The following is a 22,022-nucleotide window of genomic DNA, read 5'->3' on the forward strand; positions in this document are numbered from 1 at the left end:
CGCTTCCCAATTCACACCCCCGAAAATCTCCCCTTCTTTTCGGCTGGTTCCCACTTAATATTTATTCAGGCCGAAGGCGGCATACGATGCATCCACCAAACCGGCTCCCCCCGCCGCAGAAATGAGAATGTCTGCTCTTTTGCTGATAGAAGGAACCTCTTTGGAATAGATATTCGTCATTGTCACGGTGGCAAAACGATCCGCCAACAATAAGGCTAACGGTCTGCCTACTACCAAACCGCTGCCGATAATGACGACATTTGCGCCTTTTAACGGTATGCCATAATAGTCTAACAGTGCCATCACCGCGCCGGGCGCACAATAGGAATACCCCTCTGTGTTTCCGGCAAGAACATGCCCCAAATTGGTAAGGGTAGCGCCGTCAACATCTTTTTCAGGCGCAATTGCCGCTTTCACTCTGCCCGCATTCATCCCGGCGGGCAAAGGCTGCATCAGCAGAATGCCATGAATGCCCTTATCAGCAGAAAGCTGTTGTATCGTCTCAATGAGTTCCCTTTCTTTTGCTTCCGGCGACAAGGCGACAGAGCAAACGGCGATGGAAAGAGCATCCATCTTCTTGCGAATCCCCTTCTCATAACTGATATCCCCCGGTTTTGCGCCTACACGTACCACCGCAAGCGTCGGGAGAATCTGCTTTTCTTCCAGCCGGAGGCGAAGATCGCGAATTTCGCCTTCCATGGATTCATTGACTTCTTTTGCCAGTAAGGTTCTCGTAGCCGCCTCCTTTCTTCATTCGATAGCGTTTATTCGTATTTGTACGGCATATAACTTCTCCGTAACGCGTAATGGATTCGCGCTATTTTTTCGTTCCTTCCGCCCACTGACGCAGGGTCGGAAGGAATGCGCCGCCGACGACATTTCCCGCCGTAATAAGAAGAATGGCGAGAATGCCTTGCGCGTTCCATCCATTTCCCATCCAGAAATAGAACATATCGGCTATGGAATGTTCATAACCGGACAGGATGAATACGACCACGCCGAAGAACAGTGCTAAATACTTTCCCACCTCATAGCGGCTTTTGTTGTACCCTTCGACCGCAATGTAAATAAGCAAATTGCACAGGCATCCCAGAACAAATAAGCTCAACGGTGAATCGCCTACTTTAGTGGATACCATTGCGCTCGCACGTTCCATCATTGCCGGAGCGACGCGACCAGCGCGCAAAACCAAACTTACGAGACCGGTGCCAAGCAAATTGCCGACCCAGATAAGCGGTAAACGCTTGAGCGCCGCCTTATCGCTTTGTAGCAAATAACACGCCTTTCCGGTGAAGAGAAAAAAACCGAATTCCACAATTGTGAATAATCCAACCGTAAAAAACAAAGCCCCTACGAGAGGATTCTTTTGCGCTAAAAAAACGGCGCCTCCGATGCCAATCATGACACCGGCAGCCACACTTTTTAGCATTGTTTCCTTAAACGTCACCATTTCCGAGTTCAACCCTTCCTACTTTCCGCTGACTTCTCCAACCACAACCGGTTCTTGTTCGGGCTTTACGGTAAGAAGCGCCAATGCCACAGAAGCGGTGATAATCAAAAGGCAACCCGCTTCGACAGAAATAGTCGTTTCTTTTGCCGGTTTCCCTTCTTGGGCGCATACGGAAAAGGGAGAACGGGAATACAACAGAAGCGTGGCTCCATCGTGAGGAGAGACGCTCTCCTCTTGGCGGAGCACTTCCGTATGGGTTGCCAGTCCTTCCCGTGTAATGAGATTAAAATCGACACAGTCCGCCGTGTTCGTGGAGTCGGTTGTCCAAGAACCGCGGAAATTTTCCACTTCATATGGAGCAAGGGTGCGCGCATAAAGCGCTTTTCCGTCTACAGAATGATCGACGCTTAAACTGCCGACGAGCGGGAAAATCATACGATTGTAACCGGAAAAATCACTGAAAGTGGACTGCGTATCCGTAAAAGTCGCCGAGGACAGGCGGATTGAAAAGGTTCGTTTTTTGAAATCCTCTCCTGCCGGATCGATATAAAGCTGCGTTGTCGTCCCGCCTGCCCAGGTAGAGACCTGAAATTGTTCGGGCGTAATGATGGAATAGTGCATATCATTCCTCCTCTTCGGTTACTAAATCGGCAAAAGGGGCGCCGATCATTTCGGAAAGGGCTTGCGGATTCACCTCCACCTGTACCCCTACCTGACCGGCGCTGATCGCCATAACGGACAAGGATTTTGCCGATTCGTCAATCCAGGTGCTGAAGGCTTTTTTCATGCCGATGGGCGAACAGCCTCCATGAATATACCCGGTGAGCGATTTCAATTCTTTTTGTGCGAGCATGTCGATCTTTTTTTCACCGGCGACTTTCGCCGCTTTCTTCAAATCGAGATGTTTCTCGGAAGGCACGACAAAAACATGCGGTTCTTTCCCCTTTGTTACCAGTGTTTTATAGGAATGCGCCCGCTCTTTTCCGGTTTTGTCGATCAAATGCGCGCCATACGTAATGCCTTCCCCCGTATCGTATTCAAAATCCGCATAAGGAATTTTCGCCTGATCGAGACGACGCATCACATTGGTTTTCATGTGTTCCTCATTTACTTGGAATAATCATAGAAACCCTGGCCCGTCTTGCGTCCAAGACGACCGGCGCGAACCATTTTCTTAAGCAGCGGATGCGGACGATACTTGGTATCGCCGAACTCGGTATACAGCACTTCCATAATCGCCAAAACGATATCAAGACCTACCAAATCCCCTAATTCCAGTGGTCCCATGGGATGATTGGCACCCAGTTTCATTGCGGTGTCGATACCTTCCGGTGTAGCCAGTCCTTCGGCGTAGATACCAACCGCTTCGTTGATCATCGGAATCAAAATACGATTGACGACAAAACCGGGACCTTCCTTGACGACAACCGGCGTTTTACCGATTTCTTCGGATAAGGCAACCACTTTTTCCGTCATCGCATCCGGTGTATCCAAACCGGGAATCACTTCAATTAATTTCATCACCGGTGCCGGATTGAAAAAATGCATTCCGATAATCGGACGGGAAAGTCCTTTTCCGACCTCTGTGATGGAAAGAGAAGAGGTGTTGGAAGCAAACATCGTCTCCGGCTTGCAGAGCGCATCCAAATGTTTGAATGTTTCCTGTTTGATTTTCATGTTTTCAATCGCCGCTTCCTCAATAAGGTCGCAATCGCCAAGATCATCGTTCAGGCAAGGTGTAATGCGTGCCAATACGGCATCCGCATCAGCCTGTTCCATTTTTCCTTTGGTCACCAGACGGGACAAATTCTTATGAATTTTTTCTTTTCCGCCTTCGGAAAACTCTTTTTTAATATCCGAGAGCATTACCTCATGACCGGCTTGCGCAAAAGCCTGTGCAATACCGCTTCCCATCGTACCTGCACCAATCACTCCAACCTTCATCATAGCCTCCTTATAATTGTTATATTCTGGTAAAAAGGACTTTCGCCCTCTCTGCTTGCGGTCTATATACCCCTTCTCAACGCAGTTACGCCCCTCTTTTCAAAAAAGCCGAAGCGAACATCCACCAAAAAAGGCACAAAAAAAGCGCATGCCGAAGCACGCGCTTTCCGTAAATCATTACTTATTGACGGATTCTTTGAGGTTTTTGCCTGCTTTGAATACCGGAGCAACCGATGCCGGAATGTCAATGGTTTCCTTCGGGTTGCGGGGATTGCGACCCGAACGAGCCTTGCGCTGACGGGTTTCGAACGTACCAAAGCCAACCAACTGAATCTTTTCGCCGTCAATCAGTGCTTCGGTGACAGACGAAGTGAAGGCATCAAGAGCGCGAGTAGCCTCTGCTTTGGTCAACTTACTTTTTTCTGCGATTTGAGCAATTAATTCCGATTTATTCATGCTATCCTCCCTAAAACTCAATTTCAGTGCAATACTGTAGTTTGATTATACCAAAACTCGTCTATTCTGCAACCCGAAATGGCGTATTTTTGCGGTTTATGCTTATTATTATCTTGTTTCGACATGTTTTGACCGTACTATAGGAATAACACTCCCTAACGATCAAGCATCCGGAGAGAGAATCGCCTTGGGATAAAACCGCAAATCCAAATCTTTGGCGCGGCGATTAAGATAATTAAGATAACGCATGTTTTCCACTCGCTTCTCCACCACCTCACGCACATCTTTCATCTCCTCTTTTCGCCCTTCAACATAGACGACGAGGTAGAGTTCGCGCTCACGGTCGTAGTAGAAATCCACTGTGCCCAGGGTTTGCGAAAAAATATCCGTATCGCCCACACGCCTGTCGTCAATTCCCATATCAATGAAACGAGAAAAAGAAGTCTTTTCGAAAAGATCGTTATTCATCACGCTTTCATATTCCGCCATCTCACGAGGAGAATCGTGCAATTTTTCTACAATCTCTACGGCTTCCGCCCGTGTAGGTACGGTGATTTGGCTATAGGTCAGCAGCGTACATTGCTTCGGATTCTTCTTGTAATACGTCAGCAAATCCTCCTCGGTTAGCGGATTCGCCGCAAAATACGCTGTACGATGCGCTTTTTCTCTTGCTTCCCGACGCAAGGAATCTAAAAAAGCATCTTTCGTCAGATGCAGGTTTTGCAACTGCGTCATCAAGCCCTGCTCATCTCCAAAACGCTGCAATGCCTCCTGCCACGCCAAAGCAGAAAGAGACGCACTATCCACCGCAAGAGATTGATCCGCTTCAATGAGTTTATCGATAGCCAGTTGATGTCCTACATCCAGCAGGAATGCCTGCCTTTCGTCCTCCGTCATAGCCGGGACGGTCTGTTTCCCTTTGTGCAGAACAAGATCAAGCGTATTGGCTTCCTGCAGAAGAGCATCCCGCGTTAAGATGGTCTCACCCTGTAAGGTCGCCACCACATCGGCATCTTTTCCACATGCCGTCAGACATGCAAAAAGGAAACCAAACAGGAAAAAACGTAAAATCGAAGCCCTCAGCGCTGGCAGAGTTAGGTGTTTTTTCTCTATACACTTGTTCTGGTTCGTCATACCGTAAACCCTTCCGGTCGTTTTCTCTTTTCTGCCCAACAAGGCGTCCCACCAAAATCGACGGGAGAAAAACAAAAAGAATCGGTGTCAAACGACACCGACTCTTCACGTAGCATTTCATCCATCTATAAAAATCGTTGCCGATTATAATTTCTGAACGTTTGCTGCTTGCGGGCCTTTTTCGCCGTCGACAATATCAAACTCGACGTTCTGGCCTTCATCTAATGTGCGGAATTCGCCCGTATCGGGAAGAGCGGAGAAGTGAACGAATACGTCGTTGCCGTCTTCCGTGGAGATGAATCCGTAGCCCTTAGTTGCGCTAAACCATTTAACCGTGCCTTTAACCATGTTACTAAATCCTCCAAAATTTTAACTTCGGTCATGATGACCCGAACCGAATCATAACACGAATGCCATTTTCCGTCAATGTTCCGTCTTTGCCAGCGCTTCGGCATCCGCCAGTGCCTGCAGAACTTCCGGCAAGAGCTTTTCATACGAAGCGAGCTTTTCACGTTCTTTTTCCACGACGGCTTCAGGCGCTTTGCTGACAAAGCCGGCATTCCCTAATTTTTTCGTCAGACGTGCAATTTCCCCTTCGACGCGTTCTTTTTCTTTTGTGAGCTTTTCACGCTCTGCTTCGTAGTCGATTAAACCGGCAAGCGGAACATAGATTTTTAACTGTTCTTGCACAATCGTTGCCGCGCCTTCCAGTTGTGGATCCTGCGAAAGAATTTCCACTTCTTGCGCACCGGCAAGCGTCATGATACGGCTCTTCATCTGCTCCAAAATCAAGCGTGTCTCATCGTCCGCCGCATAAAAGACCACCTTGCCTTTCTTTGCAAGGGGAATGTTGCGAGACTGACGTTCATTACGAATCGCAGTGACGGCACGCAAGACACGATCCATCGCCGCTTCTTCCTCTGCAAAACAGAACGAATCCTCTGCGGTCGGATACGTCGCATGAATAATCTTGCCCGTTGTACCGGGAAGTGCTGCCCAGATCTCTTCCGTAATGAACGGCATCACGGGATGAAGCAGGCGCACCACCGCACGCAACACATATAGAAGAACCGACAATGCGCATTGCTTCGCTTTCGGATCTTCACCATAGAGCCGTTCTTTTACCATCTCAATGTACCAGTCACAGAAGGAAAACCACGTAAAGTCATAGATTGCCTGCGTTGCTAATCCAATCTCAAAGCGATTCAGATTCTGTTCAACCGTTTCTTCCAGCGTATTGAGCGAGGAAAGAATCCAGCGGTCTTCGACCGTCCAGTCCTCCGGCGAAAGTGCTACGTTTCCGTCCTCTTCAACATTCATCAACACAAAACGAGTCGCGTTCCATAGCTTGTTTGCAAAATTGCGGCTTGCCTCGACACGTTTTTCCGAGAAACGCGTATCATTTCCCGGCGTATTGCCGGTAACCAGCGTGTAACGCAGAGCATCTGCGCCGTATTGATCGATAATCTCCAAGGGATCCACGCCATTACCCAATGATTTGGACATTTTCCTGCCCTGTTCGTCTCGTACAAGACCATTAAAGTACACATGCGAAAACGGTGACTTGCCCAGAAAATACTCCGCACTGAAGACCATACGAATCACCCAGAAAAAGAGGATGTCATAACCGGTAACCAATGTGTCCGTCGGAAAGAATTTCTCTAAATCTTCGGTTTTTTCCGGCCATCCCAGCGTCGAAAACGGCCAAAGTGCGGAAGAAAACCAAGTGTCCAGCGTATCCGGATCCTGCGTGAAAGAAGCTTCGCCGCATTTTGGGCATTTGTGTGGTGCTTTTTCGGAAACAACCACTTCCCCACAATGGTCGCAATAGTAAACCGGCAGACGATGTCCCCACCAAAGCTGACGGGAGATGGTCCAGTCGTGAATATTGTCCACCCAGTTATTGTAGATGCTCGAAAAGCGAGGAGGAACAAGCTGTAATTCCCCTTCCTCCAGTGCCTTCTTCGCCCCTTGGATATACTCTTTCATGGCAACGAACCACTGTTTGGACAACAATGGTTCAATAACGGTCCCACATCGTTGACAATGCCCCACCGCATGAGAAAGATCTTCAACATGATCCAATAACCCCTGCTCTTCCAAATCCGCAACCATGCGTTTTCGGGCGGCAAACCGGTCTAAGCCGGAATAAGGCGCATATCCTTCGGCAATCGTGGCATCCGTGTTGATGACTACACACTGTCCGAGATGATGGTGCTCCCCAACAGCAAAGTCGTTGGGGTCATGACTCGGCGTGATTTTGACACAACCGGTGCCGTATTCTATGTCCACATAGGAATCCGCAATGACCGGAATTTCTCGTCCCACTAATGGTAAAATGAGTTTCTTCCCGATAAGCGCTGCATAACGCGCATCGTCCGGATTCACCGCCACCGCCAAGTCACCAAGCATCGTTTCCGGACGGGTAGTCGCTACAGTAAGATACCCGTCGCCGTCTGCGAAAGGATAACGGATGTGCCAAAGATGCCCTTCATCGTCCACGTGATCCACTTCGGCATCGGAAATCGCCGTACCACAGCCCGGACACCAATTAACGATGCGATCTCCACGATAGATGTGTCCTTCTTTATAGAGCGTCTCAAAAACGTGATATACCGCATGGGACAGCCCTTCATCAAGCGTAAATCGCTCACGGCTCCAGTCGCAGGAAACACCCAATTTTTTCAACTGTTCGCGAATACGGCCGCCATATTTTTCCGACCATGCCCACGCCTCGTCCAGAAATTTTTCCCGTCCAATCTCCTGTTTGGTTTTTCCTTCCGCTTCAAGCTTCTGTACCACTTTGCTTTCGGTAGAAATGGAAGCATGATCCGTTCCCGGCACCCATAGAGCTTCATAGCCGGACATGCGTTTCCAACGAATGAGAATATCCTGCAGCGTATTGTTCATCGCATGACCCATGTGCAATTGACCGGTAACGTTTGGAGGAGGCATGACGATGGAATACGCCGGCTTCTTGCTTTTCGCGTCGGTAATAAAATCGCCATCGGCGACCCAGGAGGCATAGATACGCTGTTCAAAGGCTTTCGGATCGTAGGTTTTTTCCAGATTTTTCATACTGCCCCCTTAAATGCCTAAGGAATTGATAGCGGCCACCAAAATGCCAAGTACCATCGTTACCGCCAATATAAGAGCAAGAACACGAACCCCTATTGCATGACCTTTGCGATTTCTCTCAGGTACCGTGTTTTTATCTTTTTTTGCTGCTGATTTCATGCTTTCCTCCTTTGATTCTTCCTCCTATCTTACCATACTCCCCATTCAATCGGACATCGTCATGCCACAGGGCAAATGTGAAATTTTCGTTTCTTCTTCGCCATTATTTATCTGCGACAAATGAAATTTTCTTCCTTTTTCCTTAAAAACAGAGATGGATTTGTCTCCTTTTTATCGCATAGTATGATAAAATTTTCCTGTATGCGGTCGCTCAAACTATATTCTTTTATATTAAGCGACTCGCGCATTTCTCTATTCCACATCGAAGTGGATTTTTCTTCGAGGGTATAGTAAGCACGTGGTTTTGTTTTCCGGGTTTTACCCGATGGCTGCGAACATTCCCTTTCTATCGGGAGAATGTTCGAAGAAAGGAGTACAACGAACGATGGGAAAGAAATTTGTTTATGACTTTAAGGAAGGCAATCGCGATCAGCGCCTTCTTCTCGGCGGTAAAGGCGCGAACCTTGCCGAGATGACCAATTTAGGCATTCGTGTTCCGCAGGGTTTCATCGTCACGACCGAAGCCTGCACCGAATTCCAGAAAGAACAAAAACTGTGGGCTGCGCTGAAAGAGGAAATCAGCGAGCACATGAAGCATCTCGAAGAAACGACCGGCAAAAAATTCGGCGATGAAACCGATCCGCTTCTTGTCTCGGTTCGTTCGGGTGCGCCGATTTCCATGCCGGGTATGATGGATACCATTTTGAACCTCGGTTTGAACGACGTTTCCGTAAAGGCGGTCGCCGAAAAGTCCGGCAATCCGCATTGGGCGTATGACTCCTATCGTCGTTTCATCACGATGTTCTCGGATGTCGCCATCGGTTTGGATCGCTCCAAATTTGAGGACATTCTCGAAAAAGAAAAAGAAAAAGCCAACGTTCAGCAGGACTATGAACTGAGCGCGGAACAGTTGCAGGAAATTGCCGAGCAATACAAAGTGCTTTATAAAGAACTGACCGGTGAAGAATTCCCGCAAGATCCCCGTGCACAGCTCGAAAAAGCCATCACCGCCGTATTTGAGAGCTGGAACAATGAACGCGCCATCCTCTACCGCAAGATGAATGAAATCTCGGATGATCTGGGAACTGCGGTCAACGTTCAGCAGATGGTTTTCGGCAATATGTCCAACACGTCCGGTACCGGTGTTGCGTTCACCCGCAATCCTGCCACCGGTGAAAACGCCATCTTCGGCGAATACCTCATCAATGCACAAGGGGAAGACGTTGTAGCCGGTATCCGCACACCGTCCACTATCGCTCATCTGCAGCAGGAAATGCCCGAAGTCTATGATGAATTCATCAAGACCGCTCATCTTCTGGAAAATCATTATGCAGATATGCAGGATATGGAGTTCACCATTCAGGATGCACAGCTCTTCTTGCTGCAAACCCGTAACGGCAAGCGCACAGCGCAGGCCGCTCTGAAAGTCGCCGTTGACCTTGTTCATGAAGGAAAAATCGACAAGGAAACCGCCATTACGCGCGTCGATCCGAAATCCTTGGATCAACTTCTGCATCCCACATTCTCCGCGGAATCCCTTAAAAAGGCAACGATGCTGACCAAGGGTCTGGCTGCTTCGCCGGGTGCAGCATCCGGTAAAATCTGCTTTAGCGCAGAAGAAGCGGAAAAACGTGCGCAAAACGGTGAATCCGTCCTTTTGGTGCGTAACGAAACTTCTCCGGAAGACTTGCGCGGAATGGTTTGCGCTCAAGGCATCGTCACCGCTCGTGGCGGTATGACCTCTCATGCCGCTGTCGTTGCTCGCGGTATGGGCAAATGCTGCGTCTCCGGCGCACACGATTTACGCATTGACTACAACGCCCAAACGTTGACGATTAACGGAAAAGTATTTACCACGACCGATACACTCTCGCTCGACGGTTCTACGGGTGCTGTTTATGAAGGCGAAGTTCCGACGGAGGCACCGGCGCTGACCGGCGATTTCGGTGAATTCATGGGTTGGGTAAATGAGATCAAGCGTCTTCAGGTGCGCACCAACGCGGATACGCCGCGTGACGCAAAACAGGCGATTGAATTCGGTGCAGAGGGCATCGGTCTCTGCCGTACCGAACACATGTTCTTTGAAGGGGATCGCATCAACGTTGTGCGTGAAATGATTCTCGCTAATAATGAAGAAGCACGTCAGAAAGCGTTGGATGAGATCCGTCCGATGTTGGAAGAAGATTTCTACCAGATGTACAAGATTGTCGGCGACCGTCCGATGACTGTGCGTCTGCTTGATCCGCCGCTGCATGAATTTGTACCGCATACACAAGCGGAGCAGAAAGTAATTGCAGAGAGAATGGGCATCTCGGCGGAAGAAGTCAAAGCCCGTGTCGACGCTTTGGCGGAAGCCAACCCGATGCTTGGTCACCGTGGTCTGCGTCTCGCCATCACCTGGCCTTCCATCTACGCTTCTATCTCCCGTGCGATTGTACAGGCTGCTCTTCGCGCAACCGATGACGGCGTAAAAGGCATCGTTCCGGAAATCATGATTCCGCTCACCGTAGACGATAAAGAGTTCCGCTACGTCGAAAAAGTCGTTCGCGACGAAGTCGAAAAAGTCTTTGCGGAACAGGGTCGTAAACTTAACTATCTCGTCGGCACCATGATTGAAACCCCGCGTGCTGCTCTCTTGGCCGGTGAAATTGCTGAAACTGCACAGTTCTTCTCCTTCGGTACCAACGACCTCACGCAGATGAGCTTCGGATTCTCGCGTGATGACGCCGGTTCGTTCTTGCCGGAATACAGCGAAAAGAAGATTTTTGAACGTGACCCGTTTGTCTCGCTGGATCAAAAGGGTGTCGGACAGCTCGTCAAACTGGCTGTAAAGAATGGTCGTGCGGCGAACACGGATCTGCACTTGGGTATCTGCGGCGAACACGGCGGCGATCCGGCAACGGTTAAGTTCCTGGATGGTGTAGGACTGGATTACGTATCCTGCTCACCGTTCCGTGTGCCTATCGCCCGTTTGGCAGCAGCGCAGGCAGTAGTCGAAGCGAAGAAAAACTAACACCTGCCCAAACAAAAGAAAATAAAAAAAAGGAGCCGAATGCCGGCTCCTCTTTTTTATGGGTAAATAGCAAGCCCTTATTGCGCAAAAAGTCCCTTCCTCTTGATAGCTGCCGATGCCTCATCGAGATAAAAACGAATACAAAAAGGAAAAGGCTCTGCTGAACTACGTATTACAATAAACCTACTTTTCGATACACTTTGGAAAGTGTTCTGCGTGCCACTCGCTGTGCCATCAAAGCGCCATTTTGGCTGATTTCTTCGAGTTGTTTCTTCTCCTGCATCAAGGCGAGGAAGCGTGTGCGAATGGGATCCATCTTCAGGACAATTAAGTCCGCCAAAGCACGCTTAAAAGAAGCATAATCACTATCATGGAAACGCGCGACCACTTCTTGAGGACGCAACTCGGCATAGGCGGCATAGAGATGAATGAGATTCATCAGCCCCGCCTGCTCCGGACGATAGCAGAAACAAGCTTCCGAGTCGGTGACAGCGCGCGCAATTTTACGACGAATGGCTTCTGCGTCGTCTTTAATTAAAATATAGGCATTTTCGTCCGGATCCGATTTGCTCATTTTTGAATACGGATCTTTCAGGCTCATAATGCGCGTAGCATTTTCATCGGTTAATGGTTCCGGCAGAACAAAGGTCGGAGAATATCGAGAGTTAAAACGTTCCGCCAGATCACGAGTGAATTCAAGGTGCTGCTTTTGATCGGCGCCTACCGGCACGACATGACTTTGATAGAGAAGGATGTCCGCTGCCATCAATACCGGATAGGTCAACAATGCGGCATTGAGGTTGTCCGCATGTTTTTGCGCTTTATCCTTGAACTGCGTCATGCGTTGCAGCTGTCCGATGGAACTGATGGAATTGAGCACCCAGGAAAGCTCGACGTGTTCCGGAACCTGCGATTGAATAAACAACGTCGCCTTGGAAGGATCCACCCCGCTCGCTACAATATACGCAATGACCTCCAGAGAACGTCGGCGTAAGTCGGCAGGCAGCTGTGTGACCGTAATAGCATGTAAATTCGCCACGCCGAAAAAACAGTCGTATTGATCCTGCATTCGCACAAAGCTCTTAATGGCACCGAGATAATTTCCAATCGTCAAATCGCCGGAAGGTTGAATAAGACTAAAAGCCACCTTCTTCGCGACAGGTTCATTCTGCGCGGTGGTGTTTCTTTTTTCCAATTCGCTCATGATTTTCTCCTTGCCTTTTGTTTGCAATCGCTACTGCAAATGGTTACGAAAGAAAACGCGCTGTACCGAAGTACAGCGCGTATTACTGAAACTTCCTCTACGTGAATATCAGTTAACCAGACGACGTGCGCCCATGAAACGGCTCTGATACCAGTTATCGTAGATGTTGGTCATAATGACACCGATGCCCGGAGCCGAAGCGTGAACCATCATGCCGTCACCGACATAGATGCCGACGTGGCTGACCGTACCGGATCCATCCGTAGTGTAGAAGAGCATATCGCCCGGCTGCAGATTGTCCATAGAGACGGCATAACCGTATCCGGATTGACTTTCTGCAGAATGCGGGAGGTAAATGCCGATATTACTATAGGCACGCAGAACCAAACCGGAGCAGTCAAAGGCATCCGGACCGCTGCAAGCAAAGACGTAGGGCTTGCCCACCTGCGCACGAGCAAATTCTGCGATGGAAGAATAACTTCCGCTCGGCGCATCCTGACTACCACTCGGCTGTGAGGGTTCTTGTACGGCAATCTTCTCGTCGCTGAGCAGGACAGAAGAGATGTAGGCTTCCTGCCCATCGTAATCAAATTTCACCCAACCATCGGACTCGACACCTTCAACATAACGATTTACACCAAAGGTGGTGATAATCTCGTAGTTCGTTCCCGGTCCTCTGCGTACATTCGAAACGACGTTGACATAACCGGCACGCGCCTTGGGTTTTTTCGCCTCTTCTTCTTGGCGTGCTTTCTCAGCACTCTTCGGCGTATTCTCCGGCGAAACGTCGATCTTGGCACTGCCAATCAAACCGGCATAAACGTATCCCGTTGAACCGTGGAAATCAAAGCGAATCCAGTCGCCTTCTCGCGTTCCTTCAATGGCGGAATTGGCATAGAGCGTACCGATAACCGCTGATTTCAAATCGGCTTTCTGGCGAACGTTAATCACATCGCAATTTACATAGCCAGAAACACTCGCTTTAGCATCTTGTTCTTTTTCTTCCGCTTCGCGCTTGTCCTGTGCTTCTTTTTCTGCCGCCGCTTGATCTTCCGCTTCTTTCTTTGCTTTTTCAGCCGCAATGCGTTCTTCTTCGGCTTTCTTCTCTTCGGCAATGCGATTTTCTTCTTCTTGCGCCTCTGCCTCTTCTTCCGTAACCGGTTGGACAAAATGGCGATTTACATAACCGACCAAGGCACCGGAGCTTTCCACGGCAATCCAGTCACCGTCAATCGACCCACGCACCACTTCATTACGAAGAGCAACCGTCACCACATCCGCATCAAGCGTCGGCTTCTGACGGACGTTCAAAACATCCGTTACGACAACACCGACAAACGGCTTGCTGGTTTCACGGGAAAAAGTCGGCATTTGATCATTCTGATCTTTCGGGATATTTTCCGCAATTTCTTTTTCGGTCGGAACACCCGTGCCTTTATTCTCTTTGTCTTCCTCTTTTTGGGATTCGGACGAAGGTTTTACTTCAATAAACGAGAGACGATTGCTAATCTCTTTGTTCTCCGGCTGACGCTCCTTCTTTTCGGGGAGACGCTCACTTTTTTGAACATCTTCCTCGTCGGCGCTCTGCGCAACCTGATTCGGATTCGAGATGCGATACTCCACTTTCTGTACCGGGTCGTACACCTTCTGTGCGGCGTTCGCCTTCTGCTCCGATTTTTTGTCCTCTTTCGGGAGGTTTGCCTTTTCCATGACCTTAAGAGATTCTTTGTACTGCGCCTCAAGGTTCTTGGTCACGTAATCTGCGTTTGATGCATCGATGTTAATAAACTGCGATGCTGCGATAACGCCGGCAACACCTGCAACACCGACTATAGCGCCTACTCGTTTCTTATCCACGACATCCTCCTTATACATAAACCGCCATTCAGAATTTTCTCTCGGCCGGTAAAGTTTACATTGACTAAAGTTATAGTAACGGGATTGCAACGTTTTGTCAATAGTAGTTACAAATTTATTACAGAAAAAAACCTGTCTTTTCCCTGACAGGATTTTTCCCCTTTATTCGTTGTTTTCATATTGTATAGACTCCAAAACTAAACCTTTTGCTTCTGCTGAAAAAGCAATCGGATGCGCATATTTTCCCGAAAGTGCCGATAGAATATCGTCTTTTGTCACCTTCCCTCTTCCGGCAAGAAGCGCTGTTCCAACCATCATGCGTACTTGGTATTGAAGAAAACTCTCCGCAGAAAAGGAAAAGATATAACGGCTGGCAGAGCGATTCACTTCGGCATGCAACACGTTACGATGCGTACTACGATACGGCGAAGCGGCAGAAAAGGCGGAAAAATCATGCTCGCCTTCAAAACACTTTACTGCCGTTTTCATCGCATCAAAATCGAGAGAATACGTATAGGAAAACACCGTTCTTCTTTCTGTCGGCAGGACGAGCGATCCGTTTTCCACCGTATAGCGATAGGTCGTGATGTGCGGTATGAACCGGGCGTGAAAAGATATCGGTACGCTTTTCGCCGAACGAATCCGAATATCCGGAGGCAGCTGATTTTGGAGAATCCGACAGAACGTTTCCGACTTCCAGGTAAACGCTGTTAAAAAGTTAACCGCTTGGTCTTCGGCATGTACGCCACGGTCGGTACGTCCTGCGGCAACAAGACGGGTTGCGCGACCGGTGACACGCTCCACGGCAGCGCGTAAGGTTCCGGCGATGGTGCGTTTCTCCGGCTGTTCCTGATATCCGCAAAAATCCGTTCCTTCGTAGGCTACACGGAGAAGTATGTTCTGCATCTTCCTCTCCCGTCTCAAAAGAAAATGCTGATGGCAAGAAACACGCTCAAGCAGAGAGCAAATACGATGCCATCCTGCGTCCGCATCTTTAACGGATTCAGCCGGGTACGTTTATTATTCCCCGTGTAGCAGCGCGCTTCCATGGCTACGCCAAGCTCATCCGCACGGCTAATGGCATTTAGAAACAGCGGTACAAAAAGAGGAATCATGGCTTTTGCACGCTGCAAAATATTGCCGGACTCGAAATCTGCGCCACGCGCTTTCTGCGCCTTCATGATTTTATTGGTTTCATCAAAAAGCGTGGGAATAAACCGCAACGCTATGGAAATCATCATGGCGATGACATGCGACGGGAATCCCGTCCAGTCAAGTGGTTTCAAAAGCCAGGCAATGGCATCCGTAAGTTCCAACGGACTGGTCGTAAGGGTTAACAGGCTTGTACCCATGACCAAAAGCATCAGGCGTATGGCAATGAATGTCGCCCGAAGAAGACCTTCCTCACTGACCGAAATCGGACCGAACGTCCAAATCACTTTTCCCGGCGTAAACGCAACGTTGATGACAAAGGTAAACACCAGAATCAGGAAGATTGGTTTTAAGCCCTTCCACAAGCGCCCCATGGGCACTTCCGCCAGAATCGTTACCAAAACAATCAAGGCAAAATACAACGCATAACCCATGAATGTTTCCACCAAGAAGGCTGTCACCATGAAGATGAGCACCAAAACCAATTTGACGCGCGGATCTAAACGATGAATCGAAGAATCACCGGGCAAATATTGACCGATCGTAATTTGATTGCCCACGCTACGCCTCCTTTCCCGAAAGAAAATCGGAAAGCGACGCAACCGCTTCCTCGACCGTTATCGCGGTGGTTTCTACGGGCAAGCCTTCCTCTTTTAGTCGCTGCATAAGCTGCGTCACCTGCGGCACTGATAGACCGATGGCTTCCAGTTCTTCCCGACGGGCAAAAACGGCATGAGGCGTATCATCCATAACCAGTTTTCCCTGGTCCACAACAATAATCCGTTTCGCCTGTTCGGCAATGTCTTCCATGGAATGGGTGACAAGAATAATCGTCATATCCGGATTCGTATCGTAGAGATGGCGTATGGTGGATAGTATTTCCTCGCGTCCGTGGGGATCCAATCCGGCTGTCGGTTCATCCAAAATAAGATACGAAGGGCGGAGCGCCAGCACACCGGCAATCGCCACACGACGCTTTTGTCCTCCGGAGACTTCAAACGGAGACTCTTTTCCGATGGTATCGGCATCTAAGCCTACCGCCTGTAATGCCCAGCGAACACGCGCATCCACTTCTTCCGCGGGGAGCTTCAGATTTTTAGGGCCATAGGCAACATCCTGAAAAATCGTTTCCTCAAACAACTGGTCTTCCGGATATTGAAAGACGAGTCCTACGCGCTGACGAAGCTCTTTTAGTGCCGCTTTGGGTTCACTCGTCGTAATGCCGTCCACAGTAAGAGTGCCTTCCTGCGGCAAGTTCAATCCATTCATATGCTGCACGAGGGTGGACTTGCCTGATCCCGTATGACCAATAATTCCGACGTATTCATGTCGGTCAATCGTCATGGTGATATTGTCAAGCGCTTTTACTTCGTCTTTTTGTCCTCTGTTATAGAAGAAGGAAAGATGATCAAAAACCATACTCATCGCGTTTCCTCCTTTCCGGCAGACGAAAAACCTGCCGCACAGGATTCTGCGGACGATGCGTCAACCGCATTTGCTTTCTTGCCTTTCAGCGCAACAATCGCCTCTACCAGTTCTTCCATACGCAAACAATCTGCAGGAACCGGAAATCCAGCCTGACGTAGGCGATATCCCACTTCCGTAACTTGCGGAACATCTAATTCGAGACGACGCATCGTTTCGACATCGGAAAAAACCTCTCGTGGCGTGCCTTCCAAGGCAATCTTTCCTTCGGAAAGCACCACAATGCGATCCGCTTCCACCGCTTCTTCCATGTTGTGGGTAATGAGGATGATCGTCATGTTTCGATCGTGATTAAGCGTGTGAATCGTATCCATAATTTCTCGACGCCCAACCGGATCCAGCATCGCCGTAGGCTCATCAAGAATAATGCACTCCGGAAGCATTGCCAGCACGCCGGCAATCGCGACACGCTGCTTCTGTCCGCCGGAGAGTTTATACGGTTCTCGACGTTTATAGGGGGTCATGCCTGTTGCGGCTAATGCCGCATCAACACGCTCTCGCAGCGCAGGCAGCGGTATGCCAAGATTTTCCGGACCAAAGGCAACGTCCTCTTCAACGACGGAGGCTACAATCTGATTATCCGGATTCTGAAAAACCATGCCGCAGTGCGACCGAATCGACCAAACTTTTTCTTCCACCCGCGTATCCATGCCCAGAATGGTAATCTCCCCCTCCTGCGGCAGCATCTGCGCATTCAGCAGACGGGCAAGCGTCGATTTGCCGGAGCCATTGTGCCCGAGCAAAGCGACAAACTCGCCTTGTTTTACGTGCAAATTGATTTCATTAAGCGTAGGTTCTTGCCGTTCGTTCTCCTCGTATTGCGGATAGCGAAAGGTGACCTGCTTAACGGCAACGATCGTATCGTCCTTTGTCAAATGCGAATGTCTCTTCGCTTCGGTCGTCTCTTCGGCATGCGCCTCTTCAAGCAACCGGTTCGCTGTTGTCATGCAGTTCTCCTGTCTTCTTAAAAAGTATGGTCCGCCGGCGAATAATTCGTATAACTTTCATAAACAACAACCGGTGTGCCGTTCGTATAATTCTCGTAAATCGTTTTGGCGGTTTGCAGGTTCAAATTGATACAGCCGTTCGAACCGGAGTAAATATAGTATTCTCCGCCAAATTCCGTAACCCATGGCGCGTCATGCAGCCCCACACCACCGTAATTGATGGGCATCCAATACTCCACTTTGGAGTCATACGGTGTGCCGTCCTTATACCGGCCCTGCAGCTTACGCCCTTTTTCTCGACTCCAAATCATGTGTACACCGCGCGGCGTTTCATTATACTGATTGACTTTGCCGGTGCGAATAGCGCTGTCTATCAGCAGTTCACCATCTTTGTACGCCCAAAGATGTTGACGCGATAAGTCAATCTCGATGTACGTATTACCGATGTCATTGAACGAGCCGCGCGCAATGCCGGCGTTATTGTATACAGGCTCTGCCTCTGCAAATGTTCCGCCTTTTTTAAGCATCTCTTTGATACTCTCTACCGTTTTTTTGACATTAATCTGCCAGCCATAGATGCCAGGGGGAACCGTTACCGTTCCTGCGCCTGTCGTTTCAAATTGACGAGACGTTCCGTACGTATCCGTTTCTCTTGCCATTTTTACGACGAACGACGATATCCCCTCGTCCGGCAGAGAATAGTCTCCGGTATCCGAACGCTTGAGCAACGGAAAAATCTCCTGCGGGCCGAAATGATAGGTTTTATCGCCCAAAACATACGTGATGGAAGAAGCTAACAGCTGCTCCACTTTTTTCTTCTCTTCTGTCAGAGCAGGATCCTCCTGCGTTACTTTCGGCTTTTCATACGCCTCGTCAACATCAATAGTCTGCTCATTGCTGGAAATCGTGGTGAAAATACGTTTTTTAAGCGCGTCCATATTGATACGCGCACCCGGTTCCTCCGGTTTGATGCGCACGCCTTGCGCTGTGGCTTCCAGAGTCGCATCTTTTGGCGGTTCGCCATGGGGATCAAACCCCGCTTCTTTCAGCAAATATGCCAAGCGTTCTTCGTCATAATCCACCTGATAGCCGGCAAGCGAATAATCGTGCGCGAAGAAGTACTCTATTGGCCATTTCCAAGAAGAAGGCTGGCGCGGCGTTTCCCCTTTCAAAAGGTAACGCAAACGAATCGTCTTGGCATCTAACGTGATTTCGGCATTCCGCCCAACATAGCGATGCGCTTGTCCTTCCGGATAAATCTCCTTAAGTGCCGACAATGGTTTTCTTCCCAACACATAGCCATTGACACTGGTTTTCGGATAACTGTATCGGGAAAAATAAAAAACGCCAAGCAGATACCCAAGACCAAGGAAAAGCAGCAGGACAAGAAGCAACCGTCGCTTTCCTTTTCCCGGGGAGGACGGTTCGTTCAACGTTTCTGCCTTTGTCGAAACAGAGGCGGTTGCCTCTTCGGATGGATTTGCCGTTTCGGCGATTGGCTTGTTCTGCAGGTCATCCATAGTAAGTCCTTTCGTTAGGGGCGCAACACGAGATCACGGTCAATAGTAAGGAGCAACGCATCTTCCGGATACTCGGCGTGTATACGTTCTTCCAGCTCTTGTTTTAACTCTTCCGTATGAATCGTCTTATCCCAGGGAATAAGAACATCAAAAAGGATATTTCGTCCATTCGCCTGCGAAATCAGGCGAAAATCATGAATGGAAAACCGCGCGTCATATTCCTGTACCAATTGTCGTATCCGTTTTTCCATCGCTTCTACTTCGTGCGTTCGAGGTTGAAGCGGATCCATGTGAATCGTTATCTCCAACTGATACGTTTCCGCAATACGGCGTTCAATGCAATCCACTAATTCATGGCTTGCGATTGCACTTTGCTTTCCGTCCACCTCAACATGCACCGTGACAAAGCGGCTTCCCGGTCCGTAATCATGGATAATCATATCATGAATCCCTAAAACGCCGGGAAAAGAAAGAAGAGACTTGGTCAGGGCATCCACCAAATGCGCATCTGGCGCTTTCCCTAAAAGAGCATCATAATTTGCGCGCAAAATATCCACGCCGTTTTTCCCGATAAGGATGGCTACAGCGACGGTAAAGGGACCATCCAAAGGAACGCCGACCACAGGAGAAAGCACAAGCGCAAGAAGAATCGCAGAGGTAGCAAGAATATCCGATTTGGCATCTGCCGCCGTGGCAAGGAAGACATTGGATGATAGGCGTTTTCCCCATCGCGTATACAAGAAAACCATTGCCACTTTTATGCCGATGGATAACACGACAAGCGCCATCTGCATCGAGGAAAACTGCACAGCAACCGGATCTGCCGTTCGTTTGACGCCTTCCAAAAATAAACTGACTGCCACATAGAGAATCATGATGGCAATGAAAAAGGAGCCCATGTACTCTACGCGAGCATGACCGAACGGATGCTCCCGATCTTCCGGCTTTTCCGCCAAATGAAAAGACAGCAGAGAAATAAAAGAAGACAGCGCATCGAATAAATTGTTTACACCGTCCCCAAGAATAGAAAGCGCACCACTGGTAAGTCCAATGAGTATTTTGATTGCCGCAAGCAATGAATTGGCAACGATGCCGAAAAGACTTCCCCTCCTTCCCAAGGCTTCACGACTTGGCATTTTTGTCTTTTGCATGGATTCATTGGTCATGATGATCCTCATTGTCTCGAAAAACGAAAACGTGTTTCACGCCTTGGCAACGGTCAAACGCACCTGCCAGAAAATTTCGGCACCCGGTGCAATACGTCCTACCTTATTGTTGGCAATAGCTCTGTCCAGACGGTCATAAAAACCATTGGTCGGCTCTAACGCAATACAGCGGGACCCGGCGCTTCCGCCGGTATTGATCCAGCCGCCGAGGAAGGGAAACAGCGTTTCATCCCATTGAAGCGTAAAACGCATATTTTGGGAAGGATAAAGGATCGATGCCTCTCCGGTAGGAACGGGATCCGTTAAGTAAAACTTATATGCCTGTTTTTCCGGTACTTCCGAAAGGTTACGCATATCAAAAGCAAACGGCTCACTGCCATGCGCATTCAGCAAAGCATACGGCTCCGGCCAGGAGAGAACGGCGTCGCGCTCATAACGGCACAAGCCATGCAGCGCCCATAGCCAAGGATGTTCATCAATGGATTCATTCAGCAGACGATAGTCTAAAAAAATGGAGTTGCCGTCAAGACGGACATGACGCTCAAAATACAGGGGAATCGAGGATAGACGGAAATACGCCTTTACGGAACAAGCGGATCGGTCTTCTTCAAAAACATTCCATGGTCTGCTCCAGGCATCGCCATGGTCGGCAAATCGTCCAAGATTCTCTACACTACACGGGTCAATCGTCGGAATGCAATCATCCATGCCGGATAGATCAAATTGGTCAAAGGGCGCGCCAGGATACGCTCGCGCGTAAAGTTTCGTTTCCTCTTTCGCTGTTTCAAAGCCAATCGGACGTGCAAGCGCTTCAAATTGATTCGGTTTGTGAAGAATGGACGCAATTTTACACCCCACTTCGGGTAACAGAGTGACACGTAGACAATCCGATTCGAGATGCACGACATGAAGGTCGCCGCGATTGTTGCGTTTTTTCTCGTTGAGCATTCCCCTTTTCCTCCTCTTGCTGTGAACAACGATTCCTTACGATAGGAGCATCTTTCGCCTCCTATCGGGTTAATTGCCGTATTTTAAGCATTCTATTTGAGCTTCTATAATGATAGAAAAGGGCATCTACCCTGTCAAGGCATGGCAATCCAGGACAAACGCTTTTCCGGAAACAAAAAAACGGCGGTGACGGAACATTTCGCGTTCCATCACCGCCGTCGTACAAAGGGAAAGAAAATTATGCTTCGCTCTTTTCTTCCTCTACGTCTTCCTGTGATTCAGAAGATTCTTCTACTTTATCTTCTTCCTTTTCCTCAGCCGATTCTTCGGCTTTGGGAGCTTCCGCCTCTACCGGTGTAGCAGCCGCTTCTTTTTCTTCTGCTTTCTTCTCTGCCGGTTTTTCATCCTTTTCCACGGTCTTCTTCGTGGAAACAGGATTCGTTACCAGTTCAAGAATGGCCATCTCTGCGGCATCGCCACGACGCGGACCCATCTTGAGTACGCGCGTA

Annotated in this window: 20 protein-coding genes and 1 pseudogene; 1 reads left to right on the forward strand and 20 read right to left on the reverse strand. The window is 49.1% G+C overall.

The features are described from left to right. Window positions 1-54 precede the first annotated feature (54 nt). The 10 genes from RDL68_RS03340 to RDL68_RS03385 form a co-directional block, all read right to left on the reverse strand. Window positions 55-723, reverse strand: a complete 669-nt coding sequence (locus tag RDL68_RS03340) for a bifunctional 5,10-methylenetetrahydrofolate dehydrogenase/5,10-methenyltetrahydrofolate cyclohydrolase (protein ID WP_308540277.1) — start codon at window positions 721-723, stop codon at window positions 55-57. A 94-nt stretch (window positions 724-817) separates the two neighbouring features. Next, window positions 818-1,450, reverse strand: coding sequence for a formate/nitrite transporter family protein (locus RDL68_RS03345; RefSeq protein ID WP_308540259.1), 633 nt, complete (start codon window positions 1,448-1,450; stop codon window positions 818-820). Between the two features lie 18 nt (window positions 1,451-1,468). Next, window positions 1,469-2,071, reverse strand: coding sequence for a HutD family protein (locus RDL68_RS03350; RefSeq protein ID WP_308540260.1), 603 nt, complete (start codon window positions 2,069-2,071; stop codon window positions 1,469-1,471). A 1-nt stretch (window position 2,072) separates the two neighbouring features. Then, window positions 2,073-2,546: a Cys-tRNA(Pro) deacylase gene (gene ybaK, locus RDL68_RS03355; protein WP_308540261.1), complete on the reverse strand. Its 474-nt coding sequence runs from the start codon at window positions 2,544-2,546 to the stop codon at window positions 2,073-2,075. A gap of 11 nt (window positions 2,547-2,557) precedes the next feature. Continuing rightward, on the reverse strand, window positions 2,558-3,394 hold the full coding sequence (locus tag RDL68_RS03360) for a 3-hydroxybutyryl-CoA dehydrogenase (RefSeq protein WP_308540262.1): 837 nt from the start codon (window positions 3,392-3,394) through the stop codon (window positions 2,558-2,560). 177 nt (window positions 3,395-3,571) lie between these two features. Further along, the gene (locus RDL68_RS03365; protein ID WP_308540263.1) at window positions 3,572-3,850 is read right to left on the reverse strand and encodes an HU family DNA-binding protein; all 279 of its coding nucleotides are present in this window, start codon (window positions 3,848-3,850) and stop codon (window positions 3,572-3,574) included. 162 nt (window positions 3,851-4,012) lie between these two features. Next, window positions 4,013-4,984, reverse strand: coding sequence for a hypothetical protein (locus RDL68_RS03370; protein ID WP_308540264.1), 972 nt, complete (start codon window positions 4,982-4,984; stop codon window positions 4,013-4,015). 144 nt (window positions 4,985-5,128) lie between these two features. Further along, the gene (locus RDL68_RS03375; RefSeq protein WP_308540265.1) at window positions 5,129-5,332 is read right to left on the reverse strand and encodes a cold-shock protein; all 204 of its coding nucleotides are present in this window, start codon (window positions 5,330-5,332) and stop codon (window positions 5,129-5,131) included. Window positions 5,333-5,407: 75 nt separating this feature from the next. Beyond that, window positions 5,408-8,062, reverse strand: a complete 2,655-nt coding sequence (locus RDL68_RS03380; protein WP_308540266.1) for a valine--tRNA ligase — start codon at window positions 8,060-8,062, stop codon at window positions 5,408-5,410. Between the two features lie 9 nt (window positions 8,063-8,071). Next, complete coding sequence (locus tag RDL68_RS03385) at window positions 8,072-8,221, reverse strand: hypothetical protein (protein ID WP_308540267.1); 150 nt, start codon at window positions 8,219-8,221, stop codon at window positions 8,072-8,074. Window positions 8,222-8,606: 385 nt separating this feature from the next. Between RDL68_RS03385 and ppdK the strand changes: the two genes are divergently transcribed. Next, a complete protein-coding gene (ppdK, locus tag RDL68_RS03390) occupies window positions 8,607-11,234 on the forward strand; it encodes a pyruvate, phosphate dikinase (RefSeq protein WP_308540268.1) in 2,628 nt (875 codons plus the stop codon). Between the two features lie 172 nt (window positions 11,235-11,406). On the opposite strand, the gene trpS is transcribed toward ppdK, so the two are convergent. The 10 genes and pseudogenes from trpS to RDL68_RS03440 form a co-directional block, all read right to left on the reverse strand. After that, window positions 11,407-12,438 (reverse strand): tryptophan--tRNA ligase, encoded by a 1,032-nt coding sequence (gene trpS / locus RDL68_RS03395; RefSeq protein ID WP_308540269.1) that lies wholly within the window; start codon window positions 12,436-12,438, stop codon window positions 11,407-11,409. 108 nt (window positions 12,439-12,546) lie between these two features. After that, entirely contained in the window at window positions 12,547-14,295 is a 1,749-nt protein-coding gene (locus tag RDL68_RS03400) for an NlpC/P60 family protein (protein ID WP_308540270.1), read from the reverse strand. A 162-nt stretch (window positions 14,296-14,457) separates the two neighbouring features. Then, entirely contained in the window at window positions 14,458-15,201 is a 744-nt protein-coding gene (truA, locus tag RDL68_RS03405; protein ID WP_308540271.1) for a tRNA pseudouridine(38-40) synthase TruA, read from the reverse strand. A gap of 14 nt (window positions 15,202-15,215) precedes the next feature. After that, complete coding sequence (locus RDL68_RS03410) at window positions 15,216-16,007, reverse strand: energy-coupling factor transporter transmembrane component T (RefSeq protein WP_308540272.1); 792 nt, start codon at window positions 16,005-16,007, stop codon at window positions 15,216-15,218. A gap of 1 nt (window position 16,008) precedes the next feature. Continuing rightward, complete coding sequence (locus RDL68_RS03415) at window positions 16,009-16,872, reverse strand: energy-coupling factor transporter ATPase (protein WP_308540273.1); 864 nt, start codon at window positions 16,870-16,872, stop codon at window positions 16,009-16,011. Then, window positions 16,869-17,807, reverse strand: a complete 939-nt coding sequence (locus RDL68_RS03420) for an energy-coupling factor transporter ATPase (protein ID WP_308540278.1) — start codon at window positions 17,805-17,807, stop codon at window positions 16,869-16,871. The genes RDL68_RS03415 and RDL68_RS03420 overlap by 4 nt, the downstream gene beginning before the upstream one ends. 89 nt (window positions 17,808-17,896) lie before the next feature. Next, window positions 17,897-19,399 carry a L,D-transpeptidase family protein gene (locus RDL68_RS03425; RefSeq protein ID WP_308540274.1) on the reverse strand — a complete coding sequence of 501 codons (1,503 nt, stop codon included), beginning with the start codon at window positions 19,397-19,399 and terminating at the stop codon, window positions 17,897-17,899. Between the two features lie 14 nt (window positions 19,400-19,413). Further along, the gene (locus tag RDL68_RS03430) at window positions 19,414-20,565 is read right to left on the reverse strand and encodes a cation diffusion facilitator family transporter (protein WP_308540275.1); all 1,152 of its coding nucleotides are present in this window, start codon (window positions 20,563-20,565) and stop codon (window positions 19,414-19,416) included. Between the two features lie 36 nt (window positions 20,566-20,601). Beyond that, window positions 20,602-21,513, reverse strand: a complete 912-nt coding sequence (locus tag RDL68_RS03435; protein ID WP_308540276.1) for a hypothetical protein — start codon at window positions 21,511-21,513, stop codon at window positions 20,602-20,604. Window positions 21,514-21,751: 238 nt separating this feature from the next. Further along, window positions 21,752-22,022, reverse strand: a pseudogene (locus RDL68_RS03440) (hypothetical protein); the annotation flags it as partial.

The organism is uncultured Murdochiella sp., from assembly GCF_902488755.1.
Lineage (GTDB): Bacteria > Bacillota > Clostridia > Tissierellales > Peptoniphilaceae > Murdochiella.

Excerpts from the sequence above, each read along its gene's own strand:
- RDL68_RS03345 (WP_308540259.1), bottom strand. The coding sequence starts at position 1,450 with ATGGTGACGTTTAAGGAAACAATGCTAAAAAGTGTGGCTGCCGGTGTC.
- RDL68_RS03350 (WP_308540260.1), bottom strand. The coding sequence starts at position 2,071 with ATGCACTATTCCATCATTACGCCCGAACAATTTCAGGTCTCTACCTGG.
- ybaK (WP_308540261.1), bottom strand. The coding sequence starts at position 2,546 with ATGAAAACCAATGTGATGCGTCGTCTCGATCAGGCGAAAATTCCTTAT.
- RDL68_RS03360 (WP_308540262.1), bottom strand. The coding sequence starts at position 3,394 with ATGAAGGTTGGAGTGATTGGTGCAGGTACGATGGGAAGCGGTATTGCA.
- RDL68_RS03365 (WP_308540263.1), bottom strand. The coding sequence starts at position 3,850 with ATGAATAAATCGGAATTAATTGCTCAAATCGCAGAAAAAAGTAAGTTG.
- RDL68_RS03370 (WP_308540264.1), bottom strand. The coding sequence starts at position 4,984 with ATGACGAACCAGAACAAGTGTATAGAGAAAAAACACCTAACTCTGCCA.
- RDL68_RS03375 (WP_308540265.1), bottom strand. The coding sequence starts at position 5,332 with ATGGTTAAAGGCACGGTTAAATGGTTTAGCGCAACTAAGGGCTACGGA.
- RDL68_RS03380 (WP_308540266.1), bottom strand. The coding sequence starts at position 8,062 with ATGAAAAATCTGGAAAAAACCTACGATCCGAAAGCCTTTGAACAGCGT.
- RDL68_RS03385 (WP_308540267.1), bottom strand. The coding sequence starts at position 8,221 with ATGAAATCAGCAGCAAAAAAAGATAAAAACACGGTACCTGAGAGAAAT.
- ppdK (WP_308540268.1), top strand. The coding sequence starts at position 8,607 with ATGGGAAAGAAATTTGTTTATGACTTTAAGGAAGGCAATCGCGATCAG.
- trpS (WP_308540269.1), bottom strand. The coding sequence starts at position 12,438 with ATGAGCGAATTGGAAAAAAGAAACACCACCGCGCAGAATGAACCTGTC.
- truA (WP_308540271.1), bottom strand. The coding sequence starts at position 15,201 with ATGCAGAACATACTTCTCCGTGTAGCCTACGAAGGAACGGATTTTTGC.
- RDL68_RS03415 (WP_308540273.1), bottom strand. The coding sequence starts at position 16,872 with ATGAGTATGGTTTTTGATCATCTTTCCTTCTTCTATAACAGAGGACAA.
- RDL68_RS03425 (WP_308540274.1), bottom strand. The coding sequence starts at position 19,399 with ATGGATGACCTGCAGAACAAGCCAATCGCCGAAACGGCAAATCCATCC.
- RDL68_RS03430 (WP_308540275.1), bottom strand. The coding sequence starts at position 20,565 with ATGACCAATGAATCCATGCAAAAGACAAAAATGCCAAGTCGTGAAGCC.
- RDL68_RS03435 (WP_308540276.1), bottom strand. The coding sequence starts at position 21,513 with ATGCTCAACGAGAAAAAACGCAACAATCGCGGCGACCTTCATGTCGTG.